Consider the following 14,712-nt stretch of genomic DNA (forward strand, 5'->3'; position numbering starts at 1 on the left):
TGGCCGCTGAAGGGTCGTTCCCGGCAGTGGCCGCTTCGCCGATCCGGAGCTGACCCCGGTGCCGGCTCGTCACCTCACTGCATCGAACCCGTTGCGCGAGCGCCGAAGTGCGCGCCCTGCAAGCTTCCCCGTCGGCACCCCGTCCGACAGTGCCGGTTGCCCATTGACCACAACGTGCCGCATTCCGGTCGCATACACTCTTGGGTTGTCGTATGTCGCGAGATCCCCTACCTGCGAGGGGTCGAAGATCGCCAGATCGGCGTATCCCCCTGGCGCAATGTAGCCCCGCTTCGCCAAACCGAAGTTTTCAGCAGGAAGGCTGGTCATTCGGCGAACGCATTCCTCGACTGATTGCCCGCCAATGCCGTGGGTGTAGCGGCTCAGAATACGGGCGAAAGTTCCGAATGAACGGGGGTGGACGGGTTGCCCCGCGAAAAGGGTCTCCGTGCTTTGAGCATCGGCATCGGAACCAACCGAAACCCAGGGACGCTCGAAGGCAATTCGCGTGTTGTCCTCCGACGCAATGAAATAGGTAGCTTCGGCTGTGGGGAGAGCGTCGAGAACAGCCAGTATGGTGTCCACCGGGTCGTGATGCCCCATCCTCCGAGCAATAGATCCCAGAGCTTCCCCCGCTCGGATCCCGAGTGCCGGTACCTCAGACAAGATCGTCACCCCATCGGCACCTCCGGACGCAGCGTAGAGATTCTCCCAGTCCTCGTCCTCACGATGGATCCTCTCGCGGATCTGGTCTCGGACACCGGTCGAGTTCAGGTGCGTGCGCCCGGCCGTGGTGTCACGACACCGAAACTCCGGTGGCAACGCGGCACTGAGCAACGTGTTCCCCGCCTCGTACGGATATACGTCCGCGGTGATTCGCACGCCGTCCTCGCGAGCCGACTCAACCAATCGCAGAGCCTCGGACATTTTGTGCCAGTGCGACTTACCAGCAACCTTGAGGTGGTAGATCTCCCCGCGCGCTCCTGTCGTTCGAGCGATATCGATCAGTTCCTCGATGCTTTCGAGAAACCTCTGCCCTTCGCTTCGGAGATGGCAGATATGGACGGCATCATGTCTGGCGAGCACCTGCGAAAATGCTCGCAACTCGCCGGTATCTGCATAGCTTCCGGGTGGATAGATCAGAGCCGAACCCACTCCGAGAGCTCCATTTTCAAGCTCCTCGTCGAGCAGGGCACACGCTTCGGCCAGCTCTTGTTCACTCAACAGACGATTGTCCACACCCGCAACCACCATGCGCAGATTCGCTGCGCCGACGAAGCTCGCCACGTTGAAACCGACGCCGTTCGTCTCCAAGGATTCGAGAAAATCATGCAACCTCGGCCAATGTGATTGCACCCCAAGTGGAATCGCACCCAATCCGAGCATCGCCGGAGTCATAGAACCTGTGACCGGTCCGAGAGACACGCCTTCACCGAAGACCTGGGTTGTGACCCCCTGATACAAGTCCGACAATCCTCGTGGGTCTTGCTGCAGCGTGAGGTAACTATGGCTGAGCACATTCACAAAACCGGGAGCCACCATGCAACCGCGAGCATCGATGTCGCTCGCCCCCGGCACAGCACCGATCGTTCCGACTTCCACGATCGTGTCACCGGCGATCGCAACATCCGCTTTCCTGGGCGGACTCCCTCTACCATCGAGCACAGTCCCGTCCCGAACGACGATTGTCGGCAGCATCACGTCTCCTCCACGGTGGCCTTGCTGTCGCGAGATGCGACCCTGTTCACTCTGCTCAATCGTGGAAGCGAAATCTTGTTCCAGACACACATACGCGAAGCAAAATTGGTGCCGCCCTACCAAACTGGCCCATGGTTCCGATCATGCCACCGGTTAGCCGACGACCCTGCGGATTTCACTCTCGGAGGCATTGGCGCCCGTGCAGACAACAGCAACGCGCTTGCCGGCGAAGGTATTCGGATGCGCATAGACCGCAGCAAGTGCGGCCGCACCGGCGCCTTCACTCAAAGTGTGAGCGTCGTAGAGCAACGCCCGCTGCGCGAGGGTGATGTCGTCGTCAGTGACGAGCAGGAAGCCTCCGAGTCGTTCACGCAAAACACGTTGAGTCAGTGCGAACCCGGCACCGGTCGCAAGCCCCTCGACACGGGTGGTGTTCGGGCGCTCGACGCACGTGCCGGAACTCCATGAGTCATGTGCGGCTCGCGCGGCCTCCGACTGCACTGCGAACACCTCTAGGTGCGGTGCGAGCGCATTGGCGACGAGACACGCCGCCGCGGCGCCGCTGCCGCCACCGACTGGGACTACCACCGCGTCCAGATCGGGTTGTTGTTCGACGAGTTCGACGTAAGCAGTAGCGACACCGGCAAGGATGGCCGGCTCATTGGCGGCGCTGACGAGACGCAGGCCGTCACGTTCGCTGATGAACTCGGCGTGAGCACGTGCCTCGTCGAAATTCACACCGTGCTCGACGAGTTCGGCTCCGAGCAAATGGACAGCGTGAGCCTTGACGGGATTCGCCCCAACCGGCATGACGATCACACATCGCACGCCCGCACCCGCTGCTGCATACGCCAAGGATTGAGCGTGGTTTCCGGTCGAGTAGCCGACAATCCCCCGCGCCCGCGTCGCCTCATCCAATCCTGCCACCAGATTCAGTCCGCCGCGAACCTTGAACGCACCCGTGGGGTGCACGTTCTCGTGTTTGACGAACAATTGGCTGCACGAGCCCGCACCCAAGGTCGGGTGCGATATCAGGGGCGTGACCGGTAGATGCCGACGGACGACCTGACTGGCACGCTCGATGTCTGCCCACGTGGGTGGTTGTAGCTCGGTTGTTGCCGCGAGATCAGGTGCCTGTGCCATGTGGAGCACCTTTCCAAACACTGATTCATAGGTCCAATACGTGTTTTCGTCAAAAGCATCGAAATCTTCTATGATTTCGGCATGCTCGATCTAATTCGGCTGAGGGTTTTGGTCGCTGTTGCGCAGGAAGGATCGGTGACAGCCGCCGCCGATTCTCTCGGTTACGCACAGCCCTCCATCAGCCACCACCTTCGACAACTCGAATCGGAAGTCGGGGTTCCGCTGTTCCAGCGAGCCGGTCGTGGGCTACGTCTGACGGATGCCGGTGCGGTACTGGTTCGGCGAGCCACCGAGATCCTCGGCCACGTCGATGCAGCAGTAGCGGAAGTCGAAACGTACGCAGGACTGAGGGCCGGGCGGGTACGACTGGCCGCATTCCCGTCAGCCTTGGCGAGTTTGATTCCGCAGGCGATGGCAGCGTTCACGTCCCAGTACCCCGATGTGTCCATCAGCCTCGTTGATGCAGAACCACCCAAAGCACTTGCACTGCTTCGTAACAACGATGTCGACGTAGCTGTTGTCTTCGCGCATGAGGACACCCCTGAAGTCGGGCTCAAGCATGTCGCGCAGACGACTTTGCTGGAAGATCCGTTGTACTTGATCACCTCCGCGCGGGATCCAGATGCCGCCAGCCAGCTCAGCGACTACTCCAGCGAGACCTGGATTGCCGGTTGCCCGAGCTGCCGCGCCCACCTCCTCACCGCTTGCAATCGAGCTGGATTCATTCCGCGGATCGAGTTCGAGACCGACGACTACGTCGCCGTCCAAGCGCTGGTCGCCTCCGGAAGCGGGGTCAGCACCCTTCCGGCCCTCGCTCTCCAGGCACATCAGAACCCGGATATTCGCGCACACCGCATTCCCGGCGAGCGGCGCACTATCTCCGTCTCGACCTACGGGAAACCTCCACTTGCTCCCGCCATCGACGCGTTCGTCAGAACTCTGACAGCGATATCCGAATCCATGCGTGAGCGCGTCGAACTGGATGGGCACGTCAGTTTATGACGATCCTGGGCGGCCCGATCACGACCGCCCGCAATAGCCGGTGACCTCAGGCCCGGGCGACCACCGCGACTATCAGTGCGGCAAGTTCGCTTCGAGCATCGTCGGGCGAGAGCGCTCCCGCTACAGCCGCATGCGAGAGTGCCTCTGCAGCACCGAATATTGCAGTCATCGAAGGTTGCGCAAGTCCGCCGCCCACACCAAAGGGAGCCAGCACCTCTCGACATCGTTCGGAATACGCGTGTTCGGATTCACGCTTGACTCGCTCCAGTTCGGGCGAACCCTCCAGCGCTGCAAGCACACCCGTCAGCTCACGCCCCTGGGCCAGCGAACATCCGACGTAGGAGTCGGCGATGGCATTCGCGCGTCCGCTCAAAGACTCATCCGCGGCATCGAGATACTCCTCGAGCATCACCGTCTGACGATCGTCGAATTCCTTGAACAGGGCTGCCAACAACGCGGCGCGGGAGGCGAAATGGCTGTAGACAACGGGCTTTGCAACGCCGGCACGTTCAGCCAACCTGCCAAGGGTGAGCGCGTCTGCGCCTTCCTCTCGCACCAATGCCCACGACACCTCGACGAGCTGTTCGTACCTGCCGGCTCGCGACAGTCTCGTACGTGCCATCGGACACCTCCTTGCGCTATATACCAATAGTAACCTACTCTTAGTACATAAGCGCACCAGCTACCGAAGGAACGCTCATGACCACACTCGTCGTAGTCTCCCACTCCGATCCACAGTCACTTACCCAGCATGTCGCCCGTTCTACCGCCGACGCGATCCGCGACCTGGGCGGCGACGTCGACATCGCGGACCTACATGCCGAGAATTTCGATCCCCGATTCTCCGAAGCCGATGTGAACCTGTTCCGCGGCAACGGGACTCCCCCGGCCGATGTTGTAGCCGAGCAGGACCGAATCGATCGTGCAGACGATCTGATTCTCGTGTTTCCGATGTACTGGTGGTCGATGCCCGCACTACTCAAAGGTTGGATCGATCGAGTCTTCGTCAGCGGATGGGCGTACGAATACACCCCGGGAAGCGAATTCGTGAAGAAACTGGACCGACTCACCGTCCACCTGATTCCGGTCGCAGGTGACGACGCTGAGAGTTTCGACCGACACGGCGTGTACGAGGCCTTCCGGACACAGATCGAGCGCGGCATCATCGAATATTGCGGTGCCACACTGGGATCGACAACCTTCGTTCACGAGTCGGACACGAAGGGCCGAGACGTCCTCGCCGCAGAAATCCACGACCTCAGCGAGAGTATCGCGGCCCGTGTTGCCTACCCTGCGACCGTGACTTCCCGTTGACGGTCAAAAAGGGGTCAACTGACTCTTGACCGGCCCGTGGCCGCCCAGTAGCGAAGCGTATCCCCCGTATGACCGAGGTTGCGCGACGACTGATCAGCTGGGCGCACGCTGTCGAGTAGACCACCGCACCGTTCGATTGCTTTGCGCGAACCCTCGTTCGTTTCGTCGCAGGTAATCAGGACGCGACTGAGCCCTACCGGGTCGCCGGCGTACGTGAGCACCTCCCGCAGAGCAGTCGACGCTATCCCTTTCCGGCGTTCCGACGGCCGGATCCCGTAGCCGATATGACCACCAAGATCAGCCAAGAACTCATTCAAGCTGTGTCGCAACTGGATAGCACCGAGATACCTGCCGTCTCGAACGATCCACCAGTTGGTTGCCGGGACAATGTCGGGCCCCGGCAACGCCTCAGGCTGCGCCAACAACTCCTGCACCCAGTGCCCGAACCCATCGCGGGATGCAAGGTCGAGATCCAGACGTTGCGCAACTCCCAAGGCCGAACCGGGCTGATCCGCCTGCGGTCCGCCCCACTCGTCACGCGACTCCAACCAGGACACCCACAAGGCCTCGTCAGGCGCAACCAAATCGACTGTCATAGCAGCGATGCTACGTCGCCCCCGCAATGGTCGAGACTTCGCCTCAATCCATCGCAAAAGCACATAGTGTCGATGTATGAGTGGACGTTTCACAGCTGGGGTCTTTATCGTCGTCGTCAGTGTCGTCGCCGTTACGTTGGTTTGGACCGGCGTTCGAGACTATGAATCTTTCACTCCACCGGTCGCGACAGCGGTCGATCGAGCGGACTGTCTCGCTCCTGATATCGCCGCCGCGCTCGTAGCCCCCGAGGCACGCGACATCAGCATCGCTCTTCGCCCTGAGGGAAGTGGTTACCCCCCTCCTGATTTCAGCCCCGTTGCCGTTGTTCGATGCGAACGCGGAGAAACGTCCGAGGGCGGGTTATCGATCGACGCCGTACGCCTCGAGGGGGACATCCACGCGGTGGACGAAGCATTCCGCGAACAGTCTCGTCGATTTCCTGCCAACGTCCGAGCCGACTGCGCGTACCGTCTCGTCCCGCCAGCCGGTTTGTGGCTGGTAGACGAAGCAGGAGCAGCCATACGCCCTACCTGGCCGACCGCGCCCTGCGGCCTGCAAGAGAAACCACACGCAGCCCTGAACCGATTGCAGGAGGACAGCCGCGAACAACACTTGGTCGACGGTGCGTCCGCCGATGGTGCAGGAATCTGCCCCGACTCGATCGGACAACCGTTCGCGACGACCACTGAAGTTGACATGAGTCGCATGGAAGAATACGAAGACACTCACGCGCGCCCACTGACGGAAACAGCTTTGGCTACACCGATTTCTGACGTCGGCAGACTACGGGTGTGCCGCTATTCCACCGAACCGCCGCTGCCCGAGTCCCGAATCCGCTTGTCACGCCAGCAGAGTACTGGTCTGATGGAGGCTGCATCCACCGCGCCACCTGCAGGCCCATGCGATCTCGTCGCCCAACACATCGCTTCGATCGACGTACTTCGTCCCGACGGATCGGGCGGCACTCGGATGGCAGTCGAACTCGACGGATGCCAACGCGTAAACCTCCTCGGACAACGTCAATTACCACCCGCAGTCATTGCGTTCCTGTTGCGGTAGCGATGACCCACACCCGAGTTCATCGAGACTGGCCGTACAAACCGACGAGGGAATCACAGATCTCGAATCGACGTGACCACAACGGGCCTGACCGGCTTGGGCGCCGCGCCGCAACTCGGTGGACGCGGCGCGAGTTCGGAGACTGCAGTCTCCACGGCCCATCGCCGGCCGTCCACATGTGCGACGACGCATGTCCCGTCACTCACCTGCTCGATGACAGCCAACTGGTCGATTCCACAGCTGATTTGTTGTCGCACAGCAATTTCCGAAGCCTGCCCCGCAGGAGACCAGCAACTCCGTCCACGCAGGCCTGGCAAATGGACCTGATCTCGGGAAGCCATCTCCACGGCCGTGACACTCTCACTTGCGGACAGACGGCCGTATGTATTGCCGCTCGGCAGCAGGATCATCGACGGCGCAAATCGGTGCCCGCCGGTATGCGAACACTCCCACACCTGAGGCCCGAAGGACGACATGAGCGCTGCGGCAATCGGCCTGCCGAATACAGCGCAGCACTGATCGCGCTTGCCGTGAGCGCAGACCAATACGACCGGCTCGGTCACTTGCTCGCCCCATCCTGGTGGCGGCCCATCCAGCAGAGAGAAATCGACATCCAGCAGGTCTGTCGGTGAACCGATGCGCAATCTTTCGCACCATGAGTCGCTCGGATCGGAGCGCGCAAGCAGGACGGTGTGTCCATCAGTCATCGGATCGGTGCGCCCGGGTCGCCGAACGAACATGATTCGTACGTCGGCAGCGTCGGCTCGTCGGCTCAGCTCGGCAGCGAGCTCTTCCCCCAACGCCGTTCCGTCCAGCACGTCACGACCCCAGGCTGCGTTGAATTCGAGACACACCCAACCCCGCACGACGGCAGCGCTGCCGGCCAGCGGTTCGTCGACAGCAGACAGTGCGGAACAGGTTTCGGCTTCGATCACGTGCCCTATTGTGTCAGCCGCGCTGGGTGTCGATTCGCAAGTGCCTGTGGCTCAGTGACGCGGCAGCTCAGTAGAACTTCTTGCCCTCCGCAAGCTGGTTGACGAATTTCTCGATCCGCCTGGCTCGCGTCTCCGGACGCTTTGCCTCCTGCAGTCGGTACGCGATGGTGAATCGGTTGGTGGAATTGAGCGTCGCGTAGAACTCGCGAGCCTTCGGGTTTTCCGCAAGCGCATCGAGAAAGTCTTTCGGGACCTCGGCCTTGGCTGATCCCTCGTACGCGCGATCCCACCGACCGTCGGCCTTGGCCTTCTCGATCTCGGCGATGCCGGATGGCTCGAGAAGTCCCGCGGCATCGAGGCGGGCGACGATCTCGACGTTGCGTTTGGACCACGGACTCCGCGCGGTGCGTCGCGAAAACTTCTGTACGAAGAAATCGTCGTCGATTCGCCGTGCGAGGCTGTCGATCCAGCCGAAGCACAGGGCAACGTCCAACGCTTGGTCGTAGTCGATAGAGCTGTGCGACGAGGTCTTCTTGGCCATTTTCAGCCAAAGGCCGGGGACCACCTCGTGGTTCTCGGACAGCCAACGACGGAACTCTTCTCCGTCAGCGAAGTATTCGGTATCGAGTTCGACTGCCATCAGTGCTCCTCACATTCTCGATACCCATACTCTGACAAAACCCTGCGACAAATATCCGAGAGTTCCGAGTGCGAGCAGCCATTTGGCAATACTGACGGTCGAAGCGGCGCGAACCCTCAAGTCGGTGATGCTGTCGCGATGATCGAGGAAATGGAGTCCGACCACGTTCTCGACGTAGTCGCCGGCCGCCGACAGTACCGGTGCGACGGCAAGGACGCGCCGAGTTGAGGAGGAAAGGGGAACCCGCTCCCCGAGCCGCTTGCTTGCTGACCGCAAAGCTATCGCGTAGATCGCGGGATGTACGAAGTCGGGGTAGTAGTGACTGCGAAATCGCGCCGTGGCCTCTACGTCCATGGAGTCCAAGATCTCGACGTACCGGCGAGCGGAGAACGCCGTCTGCACTTCCAATACTTTGGGAGCCACCGGCCCGAGTAGGCGAGCAATATTCGCTTGTGAGACAACAAAAGCGGTGGTCCACAATGCCATCGCCTTCGCAGATCCAGTTGGTGCCATTCCACGATCGTGCCATCTTCGCACAACAGAACGGAACGGCCCGACGGAAAAGCTCGCCGAAAATGTGCATGAGGTTGCAAAAAGCGGGCATCCCGTATCGATCATCGGTCCGATAGCGGGGAGCGCGCATGTCGCCCAAGTCCAACCCGACAGTTCTGTTCATCCACGGACTCTGGATGCACCCGACCACCTGGGATTCCTGGGCACAGGTTTTCAACGCGCAGGGGTACTCCACGATGGCGCCGGGGTGGCCAGGGGACGCGTCGACGGTGGGTGAGACGCGCGAACACCCGCAGGACATCGCGGGACACGGCATCGACGACGTGACCGATCACTACGCCAAGGTGATCGCCGATCTCGACGAACCACCGATCGTGGTGGGGCATTCGTTCGGAGGTTTGATCGCGCAGAAACTGCTGGGCCAGAAGTTGGCGACCGCGGCAATTGCCATCGACCCGGCTCAGCCCAAAGGGGTGTTGAAACTTCCCCTCGTTCAACTGGGCAGCGTCTTCCCGGTCCTGTCCAACCCCGGGAATTACCGGAAGGCGTACTCCCACAACAGAGAGTCGTTTCACAAGTCCTTTGCCAGCGCCGTGTCCAAGGACGAGTCCGACGCCTTGTTCGAGCAGTATGCGATTCCCGCCCCTGGTCGGCCGTTGTTCGAGGCAGCACTCGCCAACTTCGCGCCTCACAGCCCCGCTGCCGTGGATTTCAACGCCCGCCGTGGGCCACTCCTGATGATCGGCGGCGGCAAGGATCGCACAGTACCGAAAGCCAGTTCGGACAGCTCGTTCAAGAAGTACGCCAAGGCTCCAACGGTCAACGAATACAAGGTCTTCGGCGATCGGGGGCATTCTCTGACCATCGACCACGGCTGGCGTGAGATCGCGGATTACAGCCTTGCCTGGCTCGACAGGCAGGGCATGAGCCCGCCGCAAGGCAAGCACGAAAGTCAGTCTCAGCCGAAAGCTTGAAAACGACGACGGTACACCTGCGGCGAGATTCCGAGATGCGTCGAAAACGCTCGGCGTAGGGATTCCGAACTGCCGAATCCCGCCAACTGCGCGGCTTCGGTCACCGAGTGGCCGGCATCGAGGAGTGCTTTCGCGGAATCGAAACGGATCAACTCGACGTATTTGGCCGGCGTCGTACCGAGTTCCTCGCGAAAGAGCCTCGTCAAATGCCGTGGGCTCAGATGCGCCAGGGCAGCCAGTTCGTCGACCGAGTACTCCCCCGCCGGATCGGCCGCCACCGCATCGACTACTGCGCGAAGCGCGGGCACCCGGGGCCGCGGCCCGCTCAACGACGGCGAGAACTGTGACTGCCCACCTGGACGCTGGAGGAATACCACCAGAAGCTGCGCGACGCGTCGGGCCATCTCTGCACCATGATCTCGCTCGAGCAATGCGAGCGCGAGGTCGATCCCGGCGGTCACACCCGCAGATGAGAACACCGTGTCGTCCTCGATGAAAATGGCGTCGGGAACTACCGTGATCTGCGGATAGGCGCGCGCCAGCGTTGCCGTGTGTTGCCAATGCGTCGTTGCGCGGCGTCCGTCGAGCAGTCCACTCGCCGCAAGGATGAAAGTCCCGGTACAGATCGAGGCAACCCGCCCCGAACGCCCTGCCAGGTCACGTGCTGCCTCGCGTAGTTCCGGGCTCACCGGCGTGGACGGGAACACGTCGCCACCCATGACAAGCAACGTGTCGAAGGAACCGGAATCTGCGACGTCGCAGTCGACCGGAATGCGCATGCCGGTCGACGAGTCGACATCGTGTCCACCCACCGAGCAGATCACCAACTCGTAGTTCGCTCCGCCGCGATTGGCTTCTGCGAACACCTCACTCGGACCTGCGACGTCGAGCAGTTTGACGCCGTCGAACACCAGGACGGCAACTCGATGCACTGCGGTCACGATCACTCCCCTTCGTCCTGATCTGTGGACAGTATGGCCGAGATCAGGGTGCGCCCGCGTGCGTGCTCGACCGACACTGGGATAGACCGAGAAATTCGCAGCAGCGACGAGCAGAGCAGGTACCGATGAACACGATCATTGCCGGTGTGAAAATCCCCGATTCGAAGATGGCTGCCGACGCCACCGAACTCGTCCGAGATACGGCGTCCGAGTTACTGTTTCACCACTCGCGACGCGTCTTCCTCTTCGGATCGCTGCAAGGTGCGCGTTTGGGACTGCACGCCGACCCCGAATTGCTCTACGTCGGCGCAATGTTCCACGATCTGGGGCTCACCGAGAAGTTCCGAGACAGTACGGCACGATTCGAATTGGACAGCGCGGACGAAGCACGGCGATTCCTCACCGGCTACGGAGTCGACGAAGCCGACATCCGCACAGTGTGGGAAGGCATCGCTTTACATACGACGCCCGAAGTTCCCTCCCGATTGGAGCCCGAAATCGCCTTGGTGACAGCGGGTGTGGAGACCGATGTACTCGGAATCGGATACAGCGAACTCGACCGGGCCGACATCGACGCCGTCACCGCGGCCCACCCCCGTCCGGATTTCAAGAATCAGATCTTGAAGGCCTTCACCGACGGTTTCAAGCACCGCCCCGAGAGCACGTTCGGAACGGTCAACGGTGACGTGCTCGAACATTTTGTACCGGGATTTCGGCACATCGATTTTGTCGAGGTCATCCAGAACTCGGCTTGGCCCCAATAGAACTCGATTTCAGCCGGCCGCCTCACTCATCGCAGCGGCATCTTCCGCCCCGAACTTTTCCTCGAGAGTTTCCGGCGAATAGTCGAGGTCGATCTCGGCGACGTCGCGCCCGCGCGCAGACTCGATCGCCGAAAGTCGGCGCTGCGCACGGTCTGCGGCATACTCGAGGAACTCCTGATTGTCCAAACCGAACGGCTGCACCTCGAATTGATCGTTGACCCAGTTGATCATTCCGAGCGCCATGGGCATGAGTTCACCCATCCGCTGCTGGACGACGTCCCAGTTGTGATCGTCGGCGGCGACGTGCCTTCGGCAGGTGAACGTCCCCCAAGCCATGTGCCGTCGTTCGTCGTCACCGATCTTCCGCACCAATTGCTGCATGCCAGGCAGGATTCCGCGCGTCGCACAGACTTTCTGCCAGGCGTAGTAGCCCGTCAACGCCAGACTGCCCTCGATGACGTGGTTGTACGTGACGCTGGCACGCACCTGGTTGACCGGGCTGGGATCCGTCTCGAGAATGCGTAGCGACGAAGGCAACTCCTCGTAAAACAGTTGCCGGTAGTACGGGTTGTCAGCGACGTAGGAATGCAGGTCACTGGTCAATCCCACTTCGTCCATCCACAGCCGAAATACCTGGGTGTGCTTGGCTTCCTCGAAACAGAACTGCGTCAAGTACATCTCGTCGCCGAACCTGCCCTCGGTCGACATCGCTTTCATGAACGGTTGAATGTCTTCGGTGACGGCTTCTTCACCGGCAATGAACTGCGCGCACAGGAAGGTGGCGCTGCGCTGCTGCTCGCTGGTCAACTCCTGCCAGTCGCGGGCATCCTGGGAAAAATCGAGGTCGGTTGGGTTCCAGAATTTGGCATTTCCCTTGGTGAACAATCGGAGTGGGAACGAATCCCAGTTCAACCCTCCCGACCGAAGAGTACTGAAACCTTCTCGCCCCGGCGAGGTGACAGTCATGACATTCCTTCTTCCCGAACCGAAGACAGATGCCCCACCAGCATGCCCGCAGAACTGAAACGTGAATCAGTTTTGGCGAAATTCGATCTATTCCTTCAGAGAAACGCCCTTGGTCTCCATCACTGCGAAGAGCTTGGCGTTCATCTGAGCCGCCAGATCTGGCCGATACGAGCCGATATTGAGCGGATTGGCTAGATTGTTCAATTCCAAAGGGTCGGCTTGTAAGTCGTAGAGTTCGTATTGCGGCGCAGCAACTCCCGCGGGATCGAAGTACATCGTGTACTTCCATCGACTCTCACGTATGCACCGGATGTGATTAGGCTGCGTGACGATGTTCTGACCGTCGGGCGTTGCGCAGTTCTGATCGTCGTAGGTGAACAGAATCGTGTCCTGAACCTGTGCGCTGGGACTTTGCGGATAGGCGGCAGCGTCGACGACGACCGGTGTCAGATCGGTGCCCAAGAAGTTCCACGATTCACGCGCGGGCGCTTGGGCGAGAGTGGCGAGCGTGGGCATCACGTCGATCAACGACGCCAGGGCGTCGGTGCGAACGGGCTCGGGAAACAGCAAGGGGTTGCTGATGACCAATGGAACGCGCAGCGTTTCCTCGTAGGCGTTGAACACCTTCTGCCGCAAACCTCCGTGGCTCATCCCCATCTCCCCGTGGTCGGACATGCGAACGATCACCGTGTCGTCGAGCATCTGTGGAGTGGCCTCGATCGCGTCGAGCACGCTGCCGATGTGTTCGTCCACAACCTTGTGCATGTAGGCGTAGAAGTTGATGTAGTTGCGGGCCTGATCGGGTCCGAGCAGCGGCCCGAGCCCGGCTGCAAGCAGCAATTCCGACTGAACCTGTGCTGTCGGTTTGTGATTGAGCGCCAGGATCTCGTCGAAGGTGGGCGGCAGGTCGATTCCTTGCTCGAAGGCGCCTGGTGCGTCCGATCCGTAGTTGTCGCACGTTCCGTTCATCGCATTCCAGGTCTGGGGGTACGCGAGGACGTCGTGTGGGTTCACGAACGAGACAATCAGCGCCCAGGGCTGTCCGGACGTGACTGCTGGTCCGGAGAGAAAATCGACTGCCTCCTCGGCAACACGGCGATCATGGTCTGCGCACCCGCCGCCGAAATGATCCGGATTGGTGTCCTGGCCCGCGTCCGGCGGAATCCACCCTTCGAAGCCGAATCCCGCCACGTCCTCGCTGGTCGGATCACCGCCGTCGACGCCTTTGCTCAGATGCCATTTCCCCCGGTACTGGACGTTGTAGCCGGCCGACGCCAGCAGCTTTGCCATGTTCTGTTCGGAGACCTGCAACTGTGGCTCGGTGGGTGAAACAGTGCCGCCTTCGGTGAGCGTTCTCGTGACCCGGTGCTGCGCGGGGTAGAGGCCGGTGAAGAACGTACTGCGACTCGGCGAGCACATCGCGGTATTGCACACCGCCTGGTCGAACGTCAGCCCGTGATCGGCAATCCTCTTGCGGTTGGGCAGATTCTGATCAGCCCAACCTTGCGGCCAGTACATCGGCCTGCGCTCCTGATCGGTGATGATGACAACGATGTTGGGTTTCTGTGGAAACCGATCGGCGGGCGCTGCTTGTGCCGGCGCCGCGCTCACCGCGCCGGTTGCGACGTCTGCCACTCCGGCGAGGACAAGAGCACCGACGCCACCGAGGAACGTCCGGCGTGGCAATGAATGACAATGCGAGGCTGGAACGTTCTCTGGGTTCACGGGCGTCGTCCTCTCGGAGGCGTTGTCGCCCCAGAGTTGACCGAATCAGTGTTCGCTACACATGCTCGAGCAAACTGCCTGAGCGCTGATCAACTCGATTACCCGATCCGCACAGCGCAGCGGATCCGGTGTACGGCCGATGCCGAGAGTGTCGACTATCGAAATCGTTCTTCGCACATCAGCCTCCTCGACGCCCCACGACCAACCGAAGTCGTGATTCCAGAGCAGAACTGCGTTCTTCCCCGGATGGTTTCGGGCATGAACGGGGAGAACGATCACCGCATCCATACTCGGGCCCTGCGGCCATCGAACTGTCTCACCGTGAACGGATCGTGCTACCGCGTCGACGTATTCGTGTGCGGACCAGTCGTTGCCGTTGGTATGCATGGAAGTACATTCGGTGCCACACGCGTTGTGGATGGGTTCTTTCCGGAACTGATCTGA

16 protein-coding genes are annotated in these 14,712 nt (G+C 61.0%); 5 read left to right on the forward strand and 11 right to left on the reverse strand.

Translation table 11 applies throughout. From position 1 onward, the window contains the following. Positions 1-69: 69 nt before the first annotated feature. Both ACWF6P_RS13845 and ACWF6P_RS13850 read right to left on the reverse strand, forming a co-directional pair. Complete coding sequence (locus ACWF6P_RS13845; protein WP_452621364.1) at positions 70-1,695, reverse strand: N-acyl-D-amino-acid deacylase family protein; 1,626 nt, start codon at positions 1,693-1,695, stop codon at positions 70-72. A gap of 153 nt (positions 1,696-1,848) precedes the next feature. Beyond that, positions 1,849-2,838 carry a threonine ammonia-lyase gene (locus ACWF6P_RS13850; protein WP_452621365.1) on the reverse strand — a complete coding sequence of 330 codons (990 nt, stop codon included), beginning with the start codon at positions 2,836-2,838 and terminating at the stop codon, positions 1,849-1,851. A gap of 81 nt (positions 2,839-2,919) precedes the next feature. Between ACWF6P_RS13850 and ACWF6P_RS13855 the strand changes: the two genes are divergently transcribed. Continuing rightward, on the forward strand, positions 2,920-3,840 hold the full coding sequence (locus ACWF6P_RS13855) for a LysR family transcriptional regulator (RefSeq protein WP_452621366.1): 921 nt from the start codon (positions 2,920-2,922) through the stop codon (positions 3,838-3,840). Between the two features lie 46 nt (positions 3,841-3,886). Here the strand turns inward: ACWF6P_RS13855 and ACWF6P_RS13860 are convergent, their stop codons facing one another. Then, positions 3,887-4,462, reverse strand: coding sequence for a TetR/AcrR family transcriptional regulator (locus ACWF6P_RS13860; RefSeq protein ID WP_452621367.1), 576 nt, complete (start codon positions 4,460-4,462; stop codon positions 3,887-3,889). 77 nt (positions 4,463-4,539) lie between these two features. Here ACWF6P_RS13860 and ACWF6P_RS13865 point away from each other — a divergent pair, with 77 nt between their 5' ends. After that, the gene (locus ACWF6P_RS13865) at positions 4,540-5,154 is read left to right on the forward strand and encodes an NAD(P)H-dependent oxidoreductase (RefSeq protein WP_452621368.1); all 615 of its coding nucleotides are present in this window, start codon (positions 4,540-4,542) and stop codon (positions 5,152-5,154) included. Positions 5,155-5,168: 14 nt separating this feature from the next. Here ACWF6P_RS13865 and ACWF6P_RS13870 read toward each other — a convergent pair whose 3' ends face one another. Continuing rightward, positions 5,169-5,750, reverse strand: a complete 582-nt coding sequence (locus tag ACWF6P_RS13870; RefSeq protein WP_452621369.1) for a GNAT family N-acetyltransferase — start codon at positions 5,748-5,750, stop codon at positions 5,169-5,171. 697 nt (positions 5,751-6,447) lie between these two features. On the opposite strand from ACWF6P_RS13870, the gene ACWF6P_RS13875 reads away from it, so the two are divergent. After that, positions 6,448-6,810: a hypothetical protein gene (locus ACWF6P_RS13875; RefSeq protein WP_452621370.1), complete on the forward strand. Its 363-nt coding sequence runs from the start codon at positions 6,448-6,450 to the stop codon at positions 6,808-6,810. Positions 6,811-6,863: 53 nt separating this feature from the next. On the opposite strand, the gene ACWF6P_RS13880 is transcribed toward ACWF6P_RS13875, so the two are convergent. Genes ACWF6P_RS13880 through ACWF6P_RS13890 form a run of 3 tightly spaced genes read right to left on the reverse strand, consistent with a single transcriptional unit; the run spans position 6,864 to position 8,898 of the window. Beyond that, entirely contained in the window at positions 6,864-7,754 is an 891-nt protein-coding gene (locus tag ACWF6P_RS13880) for a sucrase ferredoxin (protein ID WP_452621436.1), read from the reverse strand. Positions 7,755-7,812: 58 nt separating this feature from the next. Further along, complete coding sequence (locus tag ACWF6P_RS13885; RefSeq protein WP_378447765.1) at positions 7,813-8,385, reverse strand: YdeI/OmpD-associated family protein; 573 nt, start codon at positions 8,383-8,385, stop codon at positions 7,813-7,815. Positions 8,386-8,394: 9 nt separating this feature from the next. Then, on the reverse strand, positions 8,395-8,898 hold the full coding sequence (locus ACWF6P_RS13890) for a hypothetical protein (protein ID WP_452621371.1): 504 nt from the start codon (positions 8,896-8,898) through the stop codon (positions 8,395-8,397). A 128-nt stretch (positions 8,899-9,026) separates the two neighbouring features. Here ACWF6P_RS13890 and ACWF6P_RS13895 point away from each other — a divergent pair, with 128 nt between their 5' ends. Next, positions 9,027-9,872: an alpha/beta hydrolase gene (locus tag ACWF6P_RS13895; RefSeq protein WP_452621372.1), complete on the forward strand. Its 846-nt coding sequence runs from the start codon at positions 9,027-9,029 to the stop codon at positions 9,870-9,872. Here the strand turns inward: ACWF6P_RS13895 and ACWF6P_RS13900 are convergent. Continuing rightward, positions 9,857-10,813 (reverse strand): GlxA family transcriptional regulator, encoded by a 957-nt coding sequence (locus ACWF6P_RS13900; protein ID WP_452621373.1) that lies wholly within the window; start codon positions 10,811-10,813, stop codon positions 9,857-9,859. The two genes, ACWF6P_RS13895 and ACWF6P_RS13900, sit on opposite strands and share 16 nt — an antisense overlap. 125 nt (positions 10,814-10,938) lie before the next feature. Here ACWF6P_RS13900 and ACWF6P_RS13905 point away from each other — a divergent pair, with 125 nt between their 5' ends. Further along, the gene (locus tag ACWF6P_RS13905) at positions 10,939-11,577 is read left to right on the forward strand and encodes an HD domain-containing protein (RefSeq protein ID WP_452621374.1); all 639 of its coding nucleotides are present in this window, start codon (positions 10,939-10,941) and stop codon (positions 11,575-11,577) included. A 9-nt stretch (positions 11,578-11,586) separates the two neighbouring features. Here the strand turns inward: ACWF6P_RS13905 and ACWF6P_RS13910 are convergent, their stop codons facing one another. The 3 genes from ACWF6P_RS13910 to ACWF6P_RS13920 all read right to left on the reverse strand — a co-directional run bounded on the left by ACWF6P_RS13910 (position 11,587) and on the right by ACWF6P_RS13920 (position 14,655). Next, on the reverse strand, positions 11,587-12,543 hold the full coding sequence (locus tag ACWF6P_RS13910; protein ID WP_317556439.1) for a R2-like ligand-binding oxidase: 957 nt from the start codon (positions 12,541-12,543) through the stop codon (positions 11,587-11,589). A gap of 87 nt (positions 12,544-12,630) precedes the next feature. Then, positions 12,631-14,268, reverse strand: coding sequence for a sulfatase-like hydrolase/transferase (locus tag ACWF6P_RS13915; RefSeq protein WP_452621375.1), 1,638 nt, complete (start codon positions 14,266-14,268; stop codon positions 12,631-12,633). A gap of 45 nt (positions 14,269-14,313) precedes the next feature. Beyond that, positions 14,314-14,655, reverse strand: a complete 342-nt coding sequence (locus tag ACWF6P_RS13920; protein WP_317556436.1) for a DUF6292 family protein — start codon at positions 14,653-14,655, stop codon at positions 14,314-14,316. Positions 14,656-14,712 lie beyond the last annotated feature (57 nt).

It is taken from the genome of Rhodococcus sp. NPDC055024 (genome assembly GCF_053608585.1).

Bases quoted from the DNA above. Each gene is read 5' to 3' on its own strand.
- ACWF6P_RS13845 (WP_452621364.1), bottom strand. From the start codon at position 1,695: ATGCTGCCGACAATCGTCGTTCGGGACGGGACTGTGCTCGATGGTAGA.
- ACWF6P_RS13850 (WP_452621365.1), bottom strand. From the start codon at position 2,838: ATGGCACAGGCACCTGATCTCGCGGCAACAACCGAGCTACAACCACCC.
- ACWF6P_RS13855 (WP_452621366.1), top strand. From the start codon at position 2,920: ATGCTCGATCTAATTCGGCTGAGGGTTTTGGTCGCTGTTGCGCAGGAA.
- ACWF6P_RS13860 (WP_452621367.1), bottom strand. From the start codon at position 4,462: ATGGCACGTACGAGACTGTCGCGAGCCGGCAGGTACGAACAGCTCGTC.
- ACWF6P_RS13865 (WP_452621368.1), top strand. From the start codon at position 4,540: ATGACCACACTCGTCGTAGTCTCCCACTCCGATCCACAGTCACTTACC.
- ACWF6P_RS13870 (WP_452621369.1), bottom strand. From the start codon at position 5,750: ATGACAGTCGATTTGGTTGCGCCTGACGAGGCCTTGTGGGTGTCCTGG.
- ACWF6P_RS13875 (WP_452621370.1), top strand. From the start codon at position 6,448: ATGAGTCGCATGGAAGAATACGAAGACACTCACGCGCGCCCACTGACG.
- ACWF6P_RS13885 (WP_378447765.1), bottom strand. From the start codon at position 8,385: ATGGCAGTCGAACTCGATACCGAATACTTCGCTGACGGAGAAGAGTTC.
- ACWF6P_RS13890 (WP_452621371.1), bottom strand. From the start codon at position 8,898: ATGGCACCAACTGGATCTGCGAAGGCGATGGCATTGTGGACCACCGCT.
- ACWF6P_RS13895 (WP_452621372.1), top strand. From the start codon at position 9,027: ATGTCGCCCAAGTCCAACCCGACAGTTCTGTTCATCCACGGACTCTGG.
- ACWF6P_RS13905 (WP_452621374.1), top strand. From the start codon at position 10,939: ATGAACACGATCATTGCCGGTGTGAAAATCCCCGATTCGAAGATGGCT.
- ACWF6P_RS13910 (WP_317556439.1), bottom strand. From the start codon at position 12,543: ATGACTGTCACCTCGCCGGGGCGAGAAGGTTTCAGTACTCTTCGGTCG.
- ACWF6P_RS13920 (WP_317556436.1), bottom strand. From the start codon at position 14,655: ATGCATACCAACGGCAACGACTGGTCCGCACACGAATACGTCGACGCG.